Genomic DNA, 16,621 nt, shown 5'->3' with positions numbered 1-16,621 from the left:
AATGTTATTGTATAAAAATATTGTTTTAATATGTATTTTTTTGTTTCTCGGATATTTTGTTAATGGCCAAGTCTTTTTATCGACAAAGGATTTCCAAAATTCAATATGGGCTGCAAAAAATGAAAATTTTGGATTTTATAAAGACGATACCATAACCTTAGTTAGAGTCGCAAAAAACATAGAGGAGAAAGAGCAATTCCGACCTGATCTTGCAAATTATTTTGATAACAAAAATTATATAGTTTTGGGATTTAAAGAAAAACAAGATTTGGAACTGAGTGAAACCAATGTAAAAGACTGGAGTATTGTTACAAAGGTTGGAAAATACAAATGGCTATTTCAAAAGAGAGGGCAGAAATTAAATTTCTTCTTTAATTCAAAATCTATTGGCTCTTTTAGAATAGTTTCGAAAAAACAAACAGCTATAAAATCAGGATTTACATATATTCAACCCAAATCGACATATGAAATATTACTGATTAGGTGTAAACCATAATTTTTACTCCCATCTGGCGTCAGCGATCCTGCGGAACACTTACGCTAGAAACTGACCAGAACTGGAGTTCCGCAGCATCCTTCTGACACGTGCGTTCCACAGGATCCCCCTTCTGGCACAAGAGTTCCGCAGGATCCCCCTTCTGGCACAAGAGTTCCGCAGGATCCCTTGTGCCTTTTCAAGGCAGTAGGTCTGCGACCGGGATAAGAACCAATACACTTCCAAAATCACTGCAATAACCAATGTGCAACAGAAAGCCACACTCGTCATTGATCTTATGTCGTCCAACACTCTTTTTCTTAAAAGATATTCAACCGTAAATATGTGCAATATCAATAAGCCCTTTTTGATTGGTAAAATAATGGATAGCACTACTGTATAGGTACTGCTCCGGCTGCAGGACCATGCCTGCCCGCACGGGATTGTAATGCAGTTGATCGAGCTTTTTGTTGCCGTTGTTGGTGTTATTACCAACAGCTATTGGGCTCCGTGGAAGTTGTTGGAGATAACTCCAATAGCGGCAATAAGTAGCGTCAACAGATAACGCTCAAATATTTTCCAAAAAAATATGTCTTGGCACAATAAAATACTTCTTTCCAAACATTTGCATTTTTAAAAATTGCTATTAGTTTTGCGGCTTAATTAATTAAAACCAACTTAAACCCAACCAAAACAATGAAAAAACTATTAGCGATCGTAGCGATCACCGCTTTCATGGCTGCCTGCAACGACGAAAAGAAAACAGAAGTTACTGTAACAACTGACAGCAACACTACAAAAATGTCTGCAGATACTACGACGGTAACCCCTGCAGCAAAAGACACTACTGTAAAAGTACCGGCCGACACTACAAAAGCAGCTGCTGATACTTCTAAAAAGAAATAATAACCTGGTTTAGAGATTAGTGTTTAGGGATTAGGGTTTAGGGCCCTTGCCGTTCAAACTGAAAAGTCTTTCTGAACGCTGATCCTTTCAACAAAAATGATATTATTTAAGGCCTTCCGGGATGGAAGGCCTTTTTTGTTAATTTTTTTGTAAATTAAGTTATTTTCCTTATTTTCATTTCCCAATCCTCCTTTGTAAAGATCCGCGTCTGTCCCTGCACACTTATCACATTTTATCTACTTAATCAATTTCGTATGAAGAAAATCTACTTGTTGTTCCTGATGGCCCTAAGCCTGTTTGGAGCAAAAGCACAGGTGATCCTGTCGGAAAACTTTTCCACGGCAACAGGCACAACACCCCCTGCAGGCTGGACCAATACGGCAGTGGGAACTACCACAGATCTGTGGTTTTTCAATAACCCGGGGGGCAGGACCATCACCGGTGGTACGCCGGGCTTTGCCGCACCTTTCGCCATCTTCGATTCCGATTTCAATCCTACCACTACAGGTGAAAATGCATACCTGGAATCACCCACTTTCAACGCCAGCGCTGCCGGTCCTTATATATTGGAATTCGACCAGCAGGTAAGGCATTTTAGTGGACAGAGCTGCGAAGTAGCCGTATGGAATGGCAGCGTATGGAATGTGGTAGCCACTTATACGGCCAGCCTGGGTTATCCTAATCCTGCCACACATACTTCTATCGATATCAGCACACAGGTGGGCACTTCCACTGCCGCAAAAGTAAGGTTCCGTTTCTCAGGAATCGATACCTGGTGGTGGGCTATCGACAACGTAACGGTTACAAAGGTTGTTTGTAATGCACCAACCGGTCTGGCCGTGGCATCCGTTTCGGAAACAGGCGCCACCATCAGCTGGACAGGTACCGGATCTTACATCCTTGAATATGGCGCTCCGGGCTTTACCCCGGGTACAGGCGCTACAGCAGGCACCGGCGGCACAGTGATCAACCCGGCTACTTCTGCACAGGCCATTGGCGGACTTAGTGCCGCAACAGCCTACCAGGTATATGTGAGGCAGAATTGCACCGGCACAGGAAACGGCTATAGTTCCAATGCAGGGCTCACCTTCACTACACCTTGTACCCCGGATCCGATACCATACAATATGCCGATAGAAGTAGTAACCGCACCGGCTTTGCCTTTGTGTGTGACCCAGGAAAATGTAAACAATGACGCCAACGCGTGGAGGACCTACTCGGGCATTAGCGGCATCACTGGTTATACTTATCCTGTGATCGGTTACCAATATAATTTAACCAACAACGCCAACGACTGGTTGTATACCCGTGGGTTAACGTTGACAGGTGGAACGAGCTACACGCTTACCTTCAAATATGGTAACGACCAAAGCATTTCAACTGATCCGGGATACTATCCTGAAAAGCTGAAAGTGTTATACGGTACATCGCCAACGGTAGCTGCCATGACATTGCCACTGGCAGATTATCCTACCGTAGCCAGCGCAACACCGCTCGCTGCAAGCATACAATTTACACCGGCATCTACCGGCACCTATTATATCGGCTTCCAGGCTTATTCCGACGCTAATAACGATTTCCTTTTGCTCGATGATATCAGCGTGATACCAACGCCATCCTGTATTCAACCAGTGGGGGTAACCGCAGGTTCAGTTACAGCAACCAGCGCTTCCATCTCATTTACCCCGGGTACTTCCGGCAGCTATATAGTAGAATACGGGGCGGTTGGCTTCACCCCTGGCACTGGCGCTACTGCCGGTACAGGCGGTACTGTTGTAACAGGAACGGCTTCTCCGATAGCGATCGCCGGGCTAACAGCTGCAACTACATATGATGTGTATGTAAGAAAAAATTGTACTGGTACCGGCGCCGGATTCAGCACCAACTCTGCTGTGGCTTCTTTTACAACAACACTCGATTGTACGGCCACTGTAGCATTCGATTGCGGGGTAACACAGACTGCCGCCATACCTGCAGGTACGGGTGGTTACGGTACCAGCGATTGCGGCTTCTCAGTACCAGGTAAAGAATTATTGTACTCTTTCACCGCTCCTGCTGCCGGCGAGTACCTGCTGGAAGTAACAGCGGTCAACAGCTCAGGCTATATCGATTACCTGTTCAAAGACGCTGCTGATGGTGATTGCGGCCCTACCGGCTGGACTTGTATAGCCGATGTGAACACTACCGGCGAACTGGGTACATTTACCCTTACCGCCGGCCAGACCATATTGCTGCTGCTGGATGCAGAAAGTTCTACGGGTGCACCTTCGCAGGATTTCAGGCTCGTATGCCCTGTACCTGCACCCGCAAATGATGATGCCCCAGGTGCCATCACACTCACAGTAGGCGCGGGTTGCACAGCTGCCCCTTACACCAACGAAGGCGCTACACAGGGTGCAACTGAGCCATATCCTTCCTGTATCAACACACTGGCTTCTTCCTCTCATACTGTATGGTATAAATTTGTGGCTACCGCAAGTGCCGTGAAAATTTCTACCGACTATGTGGATGGTACGCTGGATGATAGCGAGATCGGTTTGTTCAGCGTAGGGGATCCATTCAACTACGCTACATTTAATATTATTTCTTGTGATGACGATAATGGAATAGTAGCTGGAAAAAGTAACTCTATCTTGTATGCTACCGGGCTTACGGTGGGCCAGACCTATTACATCGTGATAGAAGGCTACAATGGAGCTACCGGCACCTTCTGCCTAACTGTAGACAACCTTACCAGCACCATGTTGGCAACAACAGCCAGTTGTGCCGCATCCCAGACCCCAACCGGTATTCAGACAGGTTATACCGGACAAGCAGGGTTGGTAGATGTGAATGGTAACCTGATAGCGATCGTAAGAAACCCGGCGGGTGGAATTGTGAATGGTTATAATGCTTCCCTGAACATCAATACCGGCGCAGTTCGCCAGGATGGCAATGGGCATTATTACCTCGACAGGAGCTATCTTATCAATAACACCCAGGCGGCTACTAACGTAGTGGTGCAGTTCTTCTTTACCAATGCAGAACTGGCGGCACTTACAGCAGCTGATCCTACGATCACCCTTTCTAACCTGGGCGCTTTCAAACAAACAGGTGCAGCATGTAATCCAGACTTCCTGGATGCGAACGGAACCGGCACAGCGCTGGGGCAATCTGCCTTCAATTCCCAGAATGGGGTAAACTGGATACAGGTAACCACACCTTCGTTCTCTAACTTCTACCTGAATAAGAACCTGACCGTATTGCCGATCAGCATCGAATACTTCAGGGGAGCGAAACAGGCTACGGCTAACCTGCTCGACTGGAAAGTAAACAGCACCAGCGGCGCCGTTACCATGGTATTGGAACGCAGTGCCGACGGACGCACCTACACCGGTATCCATACCGAAATGTCGGATGCATTGCGCCTGTTGCAGCCATTCAACTATACCGATGCACAACCATTGCAGGGCGTAAACTACTATCGCCTGAAAGTGACGGAGGCTTCCGGTAAAGTGACTTACAGCCCGATTGTGACACTGCTGGGCAAAGGCAAAGGATTTGAGCTCATAGCGGTACAACCTAACCCGGTATTGAACGAAGCCATGCTCAACATTACCAGCGCTGCCGCAGCTAAAATGGAAATACGGGTGACGGATATCGTTGGTAAAACGATCTCCACCCAATACGTAAGCGTGATTGGAGGTACCAATAAGATACCGATGAACTTCAGCAAACTTGCCGCAGGAACCTACCAGGTGACAGGTAAGACATCTGACGGTGAAATCAAGACCATCCGCTTTGTAAAACAATAATTTTCAAAAAAAAAATACCGATAGGAAACTGCCCACAACTTTGTGGGCAGTTTTTTGCGTATATATCATGAAAAATAAACTATTTTTGAACAGTTTTTAATTCGGGCATTTAGTGCCTCAAAACCTCTTAACGTATGAAAAAGATCTACTTTATCTTCATGATGCTCCTGGCAGTTGCGAACAGCGCTTTCTCCCAGATCACATCAACCGCCAGCGGTGGAAACTGGAGCAATACCGCCACATGGGTAGGTGGCGTAGTACCAGGCGGAAGCGATGACGTTATCATCGCCGATGGCGCAACTGTAACGATCAATACCGACGCATCTGCATTAAGTGTAACGGTAGGGCAAGGTACATCGGGCATCCTTCAATTTGAACAGGCCACTGCACGCACACTAACGGTAGGCGGCAATGTGACCGTTGCCGCAGGTGCAACTTTCCGCTCTTCGCTCGCAGGTACGCAGACAGGGCATCTGTTGACCCTTACAGGTTCAGTTACCAATAATGGCACACTCGATTTCAGCACCAATGGAAATACGGCAAGCGCCCTGGTAGAATTTACCGGAACTAACAGTGTAACTTTTGGTGGAACCGGCCCTATAACGGATATAGCAGAGATAACGATCGATAAAGGAACCACTCAAACTCCTGTAGTAGAGTTGAATCCGACGAATTTTACTTTCAAAGGAAATAGTATCACCCCGGGAAATGGCGACAATGCTTTTCTTAATCTGCTGAATGGAACATTTAAAATAGGGGGAACATTTGTAGCAGCCAATGGGCTTTTTACTAATGCGCCTACCACCAGTGATTATACAATTCCGGCATCAGCAAAGCTATGGCTCGCCAATCCAAATTACACGGTGGTTGCCCGTACCGGCAGCGCTTCTGTAAACGGTGCGCTTCAGATAGATGCCGGTACACTCAACATCGGTACACAGGATGCCAACCGTCTTTTTTACCAGACCGGAACTTTCATCACCATCAATGGAGGAACCATCAACCTTGCCAGCAGGATGACTTCACCGGCTGGTTTCGGATTGACCTATACTCAAACCGGCGGTACATTCAATGTATGTACCGTTGCCAACAGTAGCACCGGTTTCGCGAGTTTCCACATGCCTGGCCCCGATGGAGCCTTGTTTACGATGAGTGGCGGAAACATTATCATAGTAAATCCAAATAGCAGCGGAACCGGCCCACGCGACTTTCTGTTGCCGTTAGGCGCTCCCGAAATAAATATAACCGGCGGTACTGTACAGTTTGGTAATGCACTTACTCCTCCGGGATCTGCGTTTTTTGCCCAGGGGCAATTTCCCGACCTGGTGGTTGACAATGCCAACGGCGGTAATTCATTGACCTTACTGGGCAATGCTACCGTTAATCAAAATACGAATATTAAAACTGGCAGCAGCCTTACCACTTCAGGCTTTACTTACAGGCAGAATGGCCCGGTGTTCACCAATAGCGGAACTTTCGACGGAAGCTCTGCCGGTACCGTGCTGATCTTTCCTGCTGCTACCACGCAGACATTGAACGGTGACGGGGTGTTTACAGCTCCGCTGAACCAACTGATCGTAAATAACGGCGGCGGCTTATCCATTGCCAATTCGCTTCCATCTGAAATAGTGGTTAATACACTCAGTATGGCCAACGGAAATATCAATACCGGTGTAACCACGCTTACGCTTGGTACCAGCACTGCAAATACCGGTACATTCAACTATACTTTTGGAACGATCGTTGGTAAATTCAAACGATGGATCAATGCGGCTACCGGCACCAGGGATTTCCCGATCGGGACTTCTGTTTCGTTCCGCAATGCTTCTATCAACTTCACTACGGCACCTACCGCTGGCGGTACACTTACCGCCGAGTGGGTGAATGGTGCAGGTGGCACAAACGGTTTGCCACTGGTAGAGGGTTCTATCAATGTCAACCGGTCTTCCAGCGTTGGTTACTGGAGCATTGTAGCCGGCGATGGCCTTACAGGCGGTGTTTACACAGGAACTTTCACTGGTACCAGCCTCGGCGGTATCACAGACTACACACAGCTTGTTTTGATCAAAAGGGCCAACAGCGCAGCGCCATGGACGTTGAACGGAACGCATGTAACCACCACGGGGGATAATACCATCCCGATCCTGAGCCGTACAAACATGTCTGGCTTCTCCGAATTTTCAGCAGGTGGTGATGTAGCGGTAAACCCGCTCCCGATCAAGATCGAATATTTCAGCGGAAGGAAACAAAGCAGCAATAACCTCCTCGATTGGAAGATCAACTGTAGCAGCACAACCGGTGTAAGCATGACACTTCAGCGCAGCAGCGATGGCAGGAATTTTGAAGCTATCAATACACAGGAAGCGTCTTCATTGCGTTGCCTGCAGCCATTCGATTATACAGATGTTACCGCCACAACAGCTACTTCTTACTATCGTTTGAAAGTAGTGGATGTAGATGGTAAGATCACTTACAGCCCTATCGTAGCGATCCTCAACAAAGACAAAGGCTTTGAACTCGTAAGCCTTATGCCGAACGTGATCAGTGCCAGAACGATCCTGAATGTATCATCATCTATCGCTACCAGGATGCAGATCGTGGTAACAGACATCAGCGGTAAAGTGGTGAACAGGCAATCTGTTTCGCTGATAGCAGGAAGCAACCTGGTTCCGTTGAACTTCGGTGGATTGTCTGCCGGTTCTTACAACCTGAGCACATACACTGCAGAAGGGCAGTTGAAAACGACGAGGTTTGTAAAACAATAAAAATCTATGATCTGAGATGTATGATCTATGATCTATGATCTTTTTGGGTTTAACGAAGTTCAATTTTTGAAAGTCATTGAAGCTTAAAGAGATCATAGATCATACATCTCAGATAGATCTAACATCATCTATAAAAGAAAATGCCCGTAACTCTACGGGCATTTTCTTTTATAGATAAATCCAATTAAGTCTCATCAATGCGTCATTCTCTTCATCACCATGTACGTAATGATACAAACCAGGAGGATGAAAATGATGGCTACGTAAGTCCAGGTTTGCGGGGCAATGCTTTCCCTTCTTTTTCTTTTTTTCTTTTTATCCAGTTCTTTTTTCAGGTCGGCATTCAGTTGTTTCACGAGTTGCGGAACATCCTGTTTATTTTCAAACTGCTGCAATCCATCCATGGCATCGCTCATGAAAGGGTCGTCATTCAATGCTTCTTCCACTGCATGCTGATCCGCATGCGGCAATTCATTGTTAAGGTACTCCAGCAGTTTTTCCTGCTCGATATCCTTATTGAGGTTGGATAATATGTCTTTTAAATTATTGCTCATCTGCCTGCATTCGTTCCATCTGTATTTTCAGGTTGCGTTTGCCATTCTGTATGCTGCTCTTTACCTGCATGATGCTGTAACCCGTGCTTTCAGCAATTTCCTGGTAAGTTTTTTTCTCAAGATAAAATAAAGTTACGCAAACCTTTTGCTCTTTGTTCAATTGGGTCAGCGCCATTTCCATATGGTTGAGCCTGATGTCTTTCTGGATCGCCATACGTTTCTGTTCGGCATCATCGGAGGCGGCGGCGATATTTTCAGTGAGTTCAGTGGTGTATTTGCCTTTGTCGCGCAGTTTCATCAGGCAATGATTTTTTGCCACCATATACAACCAGCTCTTGAAATATTCTACCTTGTATTTCTGAAGTTCGTTGATCACTTTAAAGAAGACCTGTTGTACACTATCTTTTGCATCTTCTTCATTTTTCAGGTATTTCATGCATACACCCAATAATAGCATGGTATATCGCTGAAGCAGGATGCCCAGCAATTCATTGTCTTTCTCCTGGTAAAAGAGGTTCAACAATTCCTTATCATCAATATCGTTGTAATTCCTGGTCGCCAAAATGAAAAAGTAACAGTTGAAAATAAGTTAAGGCGTTTTAAAAACACTGTTGTCATCCTGAGCTTGTTGAAGGATATCCTTCGACAAGCTCAGGATGACAACGACAAGCTCAGGATGACAACAGGATCTGGTTTTATAAGTGCCGATCCTACATACAGATGTAAACTAATTCATTTTCCATAAATTCGCTGCGAGCAATATTTATTTTATGAAATATGCAGTCTGCATTGTACCCGTTGCCCCGGTTCGCCTGGTGGCCGGTCATCGCGAAGAGATGACCAGTCAATATATCTTTGGAGAAACAGGGCGGATAAAAGACAGCAACGACGAGGGCTGGATCTGGCTCGAATCCACGGATGACCAATATTCCGGCTGGTGCCGCGGCAACCAGTTCATGTTATCTGAAAATGCTTTTCCGCAAAATAAAAAATTTACCGGCGAATGGGTGAACGATATTTTCATCAATGGAAAAAAGATCCACCTGCCTTTTGCCAGCAGTTTATCACTGCTTGATCATTCCCTGCCGGGATTGGAGATCAGGTATCAGGGAAAGATCATCGATGCCGCGGCAACTCCGTTCCATGAAAAGAATATTCTGAAGTTATCTTCATTTTTTTTAGGGACCGGGTATTTATGGGGAGGTAAAACGGTATTCGGGATCGACTGCAGCGGCTTTGTGCAATCCGTTTACCGGCTTATGGATATCAGGTTAATGAGGGATGCCAATCAACAGGTGACACAAGGCGATACGGTCGGTTTTTTGGAAGAATCGCAATGTGGCGATCTGGCATTCTTTGATGACGAAACGGGTGCTGTGGTGCATGTAGGCATACTGCTCAGCACAAATGAGATCATCCATTCTTCGGGCAATGTGCGTATTGATAAAATAGACAACGAAGGTATAGTGAATGTGGATACAGGTTTGCGGACACATCGGCTGCGTACCATCAAAAGGATCTGTTAGTCCCTTTCTTCTTTGGTTACTTTATGAAGCGTGGCTTCGCCGGGAATGCTTTTATCAAAAAACAACATCTTGATGCTGATGAGCAGCATCAGCAGCGCAAAAATTTTCTTCACGGTCTGATTGGGAAGGCTCAGCGCTATCTTGCTGCCAAAATAACCACCGATCAAAAATGCCAGGGCCACCACTCCAACAGCACGAACATCTATATAACCTTGTTTGTAAAATTGACTCGCGGCCAATATTCCCACCGGCAATAACAGGATGCCAAGCGAAGTGCCCTGTGCCATTTTCTGCGAAAACCCGAGAAAATAAACGAGTGCCGGAACCAGGATAATTCCGCCTCCAACACCTACCATCCCGGCCAGCATGCCGGCAGCAAGCCCGATGAGTACCAGGATCAATATGACATGCATTTCCATTCTAACTTTTTTTACGTCAGCCATTTTTAGGGAACGTTTTGCTATAACGCCTGATGGAATCTTCGATGACATGATAAGCAGTCTCCTTGTTCTGGAACTCATCAATGATCACCGATTTATTTTCCAAAACTTTATATTGCTCAAAATAATTTTTCAGTACCAATACAAAATGATCCGACAATTCACTGATCTCACGGAGATGGTTAACCGAAGGGTCTTTACTTGCCACGGCAATGATCTTGTCGTCCTTTTCACCATTATCGATCATCTGCATATTGCCTATTACCGTAGCTTCTACAAGGCAAAGCGGCTGAATGCTCTGGCTGCAAAGCACGAGGATATCCAGCGGGTCACCATCTTCACCCAGCGTTTGCGGAATAAAACCGTAGTTGATAGGGTAGTGGAAAGAGGAATAGATCACCCTGTCGAGCTTCAGCAGCCCTGTTTCTTTATCGATCTCGTATTTGCAGCTGCTGCCCTTGGATATTTCTATCATTGCATTTACCTGCGCCGGTTCTTTCTTACCATAATGAGCGCCATGCCATGGATGTAAAACGTACATATCAATTAAGAATTAAGAATTAAAAATTAAAGCTTCCCAAATAATGAACTTCAATTCAACTTACAAACCTCAAAGGTTTGACTATTGACTATTCACTATTGACTATTCACCCCCTGAATAGGTATACTTAAAATCCACACTCCACAATTTGTTCACCCTTACAATCTTAATGTCCATCGGTTTGTGCATGTAAGAATTGCTGTAATTGATGGTGGTGGTAGAATCATTAACGTCCACCAGTTTGTTGATGGTATATTCAGCTTCTTTATATTTTTGTTTTTTATCCTTGTCCAGCGTGTTGTAAAATGATTTGTATCGATCGAACAGCTGGATATTTTGTGTGTCGTTCAGTATCAAACTTTCCGCGGTTTTGAAATCGCCATCCAGGCTTGCCCTGATGAAATCGCGGCCGGTATCGAGTGCAGTCTGAGGGCGTGAACCGGATTTAGTATTGCAGGCAAAAAAGCTTACCGCGACAACCAATAATATTATAATTTTTTTCATGTAATACAGGGAATTTAGGACGTAAAGTTAACCATCTTTCCCAAGCAATGAATAAAAAAGCCCCTGAATTGTCAGGGGCTCTTACTGTAATGAGTATTTGTCAGTTCTTATTGTACTTTTTGCAACTCCTTGTTCAGGGTATCCAGCGCTTTCATGCCTTCTTGCATACCTTCTTTCAAAGAATCCATATTGATCTTATCCAGTTCCTGCATACCTTTTTGCAGGCTATCCATTGGGTTGATCCCTTTTTCATTCATTTTTTCCATACCCATTGTCATCATCGAAGACTTGTCGAATGCAACTTTCCAGCTGCCATCTTCTTTTTTCAATGGCCAGTTTACGGTTTCGTTCGACCCTGTTTCTTTTACAGTAACGGTAGCTTTATCGCCATCTATTTTCACTTCGCCAAATTCCATTTTGCTTTTGTCGTATTTATCGAATGCTTTCGATCCTTCCGCTTTTGCAGACATTTCAATCAGGTCGAGCATGGATTTACTTTCAGCAGTCGCCAGTTTGCGGGCAGCAGCAAGGTCTTTTTTACCAAGTGCATCCATGAATTCGCTTAAAACGGCTTTTGGATCTCCACCTGAAGAACTTTTACAGCTGAAGAAAACGGCAGTTGACACAACCAGTGCCGCGAGGATAATTTTTTTCATAAAGAAGTTTTTTTTTGATTTTGCTCAAAAGTAATGGGAATATTTAATAAAAACAATAGAGAGCAGGTTTAGAAGTTTAGAGGTTTAGGATTTTAGAGTTTAGGTCGAACGAATTCTAAACCTCTAAACCTCTAAACCTCTAAACTCTTAAACTATCTCAATTCACCTACCGGTACCGCATCCATATCTGTAAACACCATGTTCTCTCCCGCCATCGCCCAGATGAAGGAATAATTGGCAGTAGCCACACCACTGTGTATGCTCCAGCTGGGAGAAAGGATAGCCTGCTCGTTGTTCAAAAAAAGATGACGGGTTTCATTGGGTTCTCCCATGAAATGAATGATGCGCTGGTTTTCCGGCAGGTCGAAATAAAAATAAGATTCCATCCTGCGATCGTGTGTGTGCGGCGGCATCGTATTCCAGATACTGCCTTTTTTGAAATTGGTAACACCCAGCACCAGTTGACAACTTTGGATGCCATCGTTGTGGATATACTTGTTGATCACACGGTGATTGTTGTTGTCCAGGCTTCCCATTTCTGCAGGTAATGCTTCAGCCGGTTTCATCAGGCGTGTAGGGTATTCTTTGTGTGCCGGGCAGGAGAAGAAGATGAATTTTGCCGGCGCAGACTGATCATTGCTCGAAAAAATGATCTTCACTCTTCCCTTACCTATGTAAAGGCAGTCTTGTTTTTCAAGCTCGAATTTTTCACCGTCAACTTCTATATTACCGGTTCCGGCGATATTGATAATACCGATCTCACGCCTGTCGAGAAAATTTTCAGACTTCAGCTGATCGTAAGTTCCCAGTTGTAACGATTTGCTCACGGGGAATGCAGCGCCTACTACCATACGGTCGTAGTGCGTATACGCACATTCGATGGAATCGGCTACCAGCAGGTTTTCCAGTAAAAAATTTTCCCGGATGCCGGCAGTATCATATGTTTTAAAATCGCGTGGGTGTACCTGGTGAAAGATCTTCATGTTCAGTTTTTTATGGTGTGATATTATTTTTTTCTTCTACAAATTTATTGGTAATGATTTTTCCGGAAGAGATTATCTTATTATCAGCGAGTGAATGTGCGGCCCTCACTGCATCCTCATATTGTATCAGGATTGCATCTTTGGCACTGCCCGTAAATTTATTGCCGGTGATAAAAGATACCTGGGTGCCGTAAAGCTGTATCAGTGGCTGGCTGGCACTGCAGTTCGTTATTTTATTGCCTGCGAAAACAAGCAGCGGCCCCATCGTACTTTCATCATTTCCCCCACGGAGCATAGTTAATAATTGTCCCCTATTGTTGGCAAAATTATTATTACTGAATCTGATCTTCTCAACATTGTAATAACCCTTCTTGTCATTCTCATTCGAAAAATCGAAGATGGTTCCTGTTATGTTTTCGAAAGATGAATTCAACACCTTTATGCTGTCGATCATCGTAGACTTAGCCGCAGTGAAAAAACTGCCGGCACTGTTTTTTATTTTCGAATTGATAACGTTGAAATTACTGTGGTTGCTGGTTCCTGTAAGATCGGAGCTGATAAAAGTACCTGCCTTCAGGCTTTCGAGATTTACATTAAAGTTATTAAATACCAGTCGGCCATTTCCTTTGAGCTCTATTAAAGCAGGCAAAGTCTCACTACTACCGATGAAAATTTCTTTGTTCATCGAAGTGATGGTAACATCACCCCTGATAAGAAGCGGTTGGCTGAATGGATAATCCTTTCCTGTGAGTTGCAATATGATCGGGTTTTCAGAAGCTTTCGAAAGTTGTGCGATCAGGGTTGCTGCATCAGGGCAGTTGACCATTATGCTTTTTGGTAAAACCAATTTTTTATTGCTGAACCATTTACTGCCGGTAGAGGTTTTGGCATTCAGCAGCACCGCAGCATATCTCTTATCATCCCTGTAACCAGGCCGGGTACTGAGTTTGCCCGAAAGCCTTTTAGCAGCGATCACAGACAAAGAATCATTTTGTCCGGTGATATCAATGGCTGTTTTAGCAACATAAGCAAATGGAGCTGTAGGCAGTCTTACCAACGAAATGGATTTATCAAAACCACGTCCTAAGTCCTGCGATACAGATTGGTTTACATAATTATCAAAAAAGAAAATGCCGCTGATATCATCAAAAGCGTTGTAGATCTTTGGATCAAGTTCATTATAAAAAATATTTTTTCTGAAAATGACTTCATGTGGCGTCACCGACCTTTCAGTATCGCTGCCTTCGCAAAAACTGATCGGGGTGCAGTCGATGAAAGTATTGTTCATTACCACAGCATCCGAAACTTCCACATAACGATTGGCCGGCGAATTGGGTACGCCATTCATCAGCGATAGCGGTGATCGGAAGCTGGTGCCGCGGCATTGGTAAAATAAATTATTCACCACCCATTGTCCTTTGTTGATGATACGAACACCGCCGGTACCTGCTTTGTTATTGCCCAAAAAAATATTATTCTCAACCGTGTTGTAATTGCCATGACGCAGAACCACGCCGCCCTGGCATTCTTTGAAAAGATTGTTGCGTACCACGTTGCTGCCGGATTTGATGGAAACGATCTCAGTTTCCCCATCACAATGCTCAAAGAAATTATCGGTGATCCGGGTGTTGGAATTAAATTCGCAATGCTGCGAAACGCCCACACGTATGATCTCTCCTGAGTTGGAAGCGAGGGGTAAACGAACTCCAAAATAGTTGTGATCGATGGAGTGGAAATTTTCGCGGCTCCTTTCATCATCTAATAGTACGGCTAACAATACGCCCATGTTTTTTTTATTGAGAAATGAGCAGTGATCGATACGGTTATTTTTGCCTGAAAACGATATCCAGTAATTTTCATCCATCCTTTTCGGATTATTGAAATCGTTTATAACGGTATTGGTTACACGACAATTATTTGCCAGCTGATCTTTATCGATCCTGAAGTTGATAACTGCGTTTTTACCGGCATATCCACGGTTGAAATACCATCCGTCTACCACGATGAAATTTCCACCCAGTTCCAGGCTGGAATTCCCTGTTATCAGTACTTTGCCAGCCGTTTCAGCTTTGAAGCTGATGGGGTTTTCTTTTGTCCCGCTGCAGTTGAGTTCGATCTTCACATCGTTCCATTCACCATTCTGAAGAATAATGATATCTCCCGGTCTGGCATTTTTGTTGGCCGCTTTTAATTCATGGAGGTCTTTCACTTTTATGTTTCCAGCCAGCGAGCATACACTCATCAACAGGAAACAATGGAATAGCAATAATCTTAGCATAGTCGTTATTTTGTAAGTTTGTTTTTTTTCAATCGTTGAGATGATTCGCGGATGATCAGTTTCGGTTTTAATATTTCCACCACCGAACTCATGTCTTCATTGTTATGCATCATCTCAATAAATAATTTGGCCGCTACTTTGCCTATTTCAAATGAAGGCTGATCAACACTGGAGATGCTTGGTTGCAGCAGGCTGAACATCGGCTCGTTGTTAAAGCCTACCAGTCCTATATCTTCGGGCATGCTCAACCCTTTTTCCTTGATGGCGAGCATAGCGCCGATCGCCATGCGATCGCTGATCGTGAAGATTGCATCAGGCCTTTTTTTCATCGACAATAATTCCTGGGTGGCGATGTAAGCATACTCCTGGTTGAAATCACAATTAATGATAAGATCGGGATCGATCTTTACTTTGTGTTTCTTTAAAGCGGTAAGATATCCTTCGAGCCGGTGGTTGCTGATCTCCAGGTTTTTCGGCCCGGCCAGTATGGCGATGCGTTTATAGCCCTGTTCTATCAGGTGTTCTGTTGCCTGAAAGCCACCATCCTTGTTATCGAGATGCACAGTGGGCGCTTCAAGAAATGGGGTCACACGATCAAATACCACCATGGGCATCTTCTTCGCCTGTATCTTTTTTAAATGATCAAACACTTTTGTTTCGCTGGATACAGACACGATGAAACCATCTACCAGGCTTTCAGACAAACGTTTGGTATTGACGATCTCTCTTCCGAAAGACTCGTTGCTCTGGCACACCATTACTGTGTAACCCGCTTCCAGGGCCACTTCATCAATGCCCTTTACCATCGTGGATAATACATAATCAAGATTGGGAACAATCACGCCGATCGTATGCGTTTGTTTTTGCTGAAGACTGAGAGCGAATTTATTGGGCTGATAATTCAATTCTTCGGATAAGGATTTCACGGCGTTTTTTGTTTCGGCACTCACGTCGCTCGCGTCACGTAAAGCACGGGAAACTGTTGAAGTAGAAATTTTGAGTATCCTGGCAATGTCTTTTATCGTGGCAGGTTTATTCATGATGGCAATGTTTGTGTAAAACTAATGCAAAGATTTTACGGGATTACCGGTAGCGTTACCGGTTGCGTTCCCGCCCTAAATATTTCTATCCTGTGAAAGTTTCAAGCGATTTCGTTAGAATTAATCTAAGCTATTAATCAAATAATTAGATATTTTGAA

General features: G+C 44.5%; 14 protein-coding genes. 5 read left to right on the top strand and 9 right to left on the bottom strand.

Annotated elements, in window-relative coordinates:
* Window position 1: 1 nt before the first annotated feature.
* The 4 genes from EGI32_RS00650 (at window position 2) to EGI32_RS00635 (ending at window position 7,940) form a co-directional block, all read left to right on the top strand.
* Window positions 2-496 (top strand): hypothetical protein, encoded by a 495-nt coding sequence (locus tag EGI32_RS00650; RefSeq protein WP_255153417.1) that lies wholly within the window; start codon window positions 2-4, stop codon window positions 494-496.
* 675 nt (window positions 497-1,171) lie between these two features.
* Window positions 1,172-1,381, top strand: a complete 210-nt coding sequence (locus EGI32_RS00645; RefSeq protein ID WP_255153416.1) for a hypothetical protein — start codon at window positions 1,172-1,174, stop codon at window positions 1,379-1,381.
* 254 nt (window positions 1,382-1,635) lie between these two features.
* A complete protein-coding gene (locus tag EGI32_RS00640) occupies window positions 1,636-5,175 on the top strand; it encodes a T9SS type A sorting domain-containing protein (protein WP_255153415.1) in 3,540 nt (1,179 codons plus the stop codon).
* 134 nt (window positions 5,176-5,309) lie between these two features.
* Entirely contained in the window at window positions 5,310-7,940 is a 2,631-nt protein-coding gene (locus EGI32_RS00635) for a T9SS type A sorting domain-containing protein (RefSeq protein WP_255153414.1), read from the top strand.
* Window positions 7,941-8,134: 194 nt separating this feature from the next.
* Here the strand turns inward: EGI32_RS00635 and EGI32_RS00630 are convergent, their stop codons facing one another.
* Together EGI32_RS00630 and EGI32_RS00625 are read right to left on the bottom strand one after the other, a co-directional pair.
* Window positions 8,135-8,494: a hypothetical protein gene (locus EGI32_RS00630; RefSeq protein WP_255153413.1), complete on the bottom strand. Its 360-nt coding sequence runs from the start codon at window positions 8,492-8,494 to the stop codon at window positions 8,135-8,137.
* On the bottom strand, window positions 8,484-9,056 hold the full coding sequence (locus tag EGI32_RS00625) for an RNA polymerase sigma factor (protein ID WP_255153412.1): 573 nt from the start codon (window positions 9,054-9,056) through the stop codon (window positions 8,484-8,486). Before EGI32_RS00625 ends, EGI32_RS00630 begins: the two co-directional genes overlap by 11 nt.
* 208 nt (window positions 9,057-9,264) lie before the next feature.
* Here EGI32_RS00625 and EGI32_RS00620 point away from each other — a divergent pair, with 208 nt between their 5' ends.
* A complete protein-coding gene (locus tag EGI32_RS00620; protein WP_255153411.1) occupies window positions 9,265-10,020 on the top strand; it encodes a C40 family peptidase in 756 nt (251 codons plus the stop codon).
* Here the strand turns inward: EGI32_RS00620 and EGI32_RS00615 are convergent.
* From EGI32_RS00615 to EGI32_RS00585, 7 genes are all read right to left on the bottom strand, one after another.
* A complete protein-coding gene (locus EGI32_RS00615) occupies window positions 10,017-10,439 on the bottom strand; it encodes a sulfite exporter TauE/SafE family protein (RefSeq protein ID WP_255153410.1) in 423 nt (140 codons plus the stop codon). The genes EGI32_RS00620 and EGI32_RS00615 overlap by 4 nt on opposite strands.
* A gap of 16 nt (window positions 10,440-10,455) precedes the next feature.
* Window positions 10,456-11,001, bottom strand: coding sequence for an inorganic diphosphatase (locus tag EGI32_RS00610; protein WP_255153409.1), 546 nt, complete (start codon window positions 10,999-11,001; stop codon window positions 10,456-10,458).
* Window positions 11,002-11,103: 102 nt separating this feature from the next.
* The gene (locus tag EGI32_RS00605) at window positions 11,104-11,505 is read right to left on the bottom strand and encodes a hypothetical protein (protein WP_255153408.1); all 402 of its coding nucleotides are present in this window, start codon (window positions 11,503-11,505) and stop codon (window positions 11,104-11,106) included.
* 107 nt (window positions 11,506-11,612) lie between these two features.
* Window positions 11,613-12,161, bottom strand: coding sequence for a DUF4878 domain-containing protein (locus EGI32_RS00600; RefSeq protein ID WP_255153407.1), 549 nt, complete (start codon window positions 12,159-12,161; stop codon window positions 11,613-11,615).
* A 152-nt stretch (window positions 12,162-12,313) separates the two neighbouring features.
* Window positions 12,314-13,144 carry a 5-dehydro-4-deoxy-D-glucuronate isomerase gene (kduI, locus tag EGI32_RS00595; RefSeq protein ID WP_255153406.1) on the bottom strand — a complete coding sequence of 277 codons (831 nt, stop codon included), beginning with the start codon at window positions 13,142-13,144 and terminating at the stop codon, window positions 12,314-12,316.
* Window positions 13,145-13,154: 10 nt separating this feature from the next.
* On the bottom strand, window positions 13,155-15,422 hold the full coding sequence (locus EGI32_RS00590; RefSeq protein WP_255153405.1) for a chondroitinase-B domain-containing protein: 2,268 nt from the start codon (window positions 15,420-15,422) through the stop codon (window positions 13,155-13,157).
* Between the two features lie 5 nt (window positions 15,423-15,427).
* Window positions 15,428-16,462, bottom strand: coding sequence for a LacI family DNA-binding transcriptional regulator (locus EGI32_RS00585; protein WP_255153404.1), 1,035 nt, complete (start codon window positions 16,460-16,462; stop codon window positions 15,428-15,430).
* Window positions 16,463-16,621 lie beyond the last annotated feature (159 nt).

It is taken from the genome of Ferruginibacter sp. HRS2-29, from assembly GCF_024343615.1.
Taxonomy (GTDB): Bacteria; Bacteroidota; Bacteroidia; order Chitinophagales; family Chitinophagaceae; genus Ferruginibacter.
The sequence above is the reverse complement of the archived record's forward strand: the minus strand, read 5'-3'. Positions and strand labels throughout refer to the sequence as shown.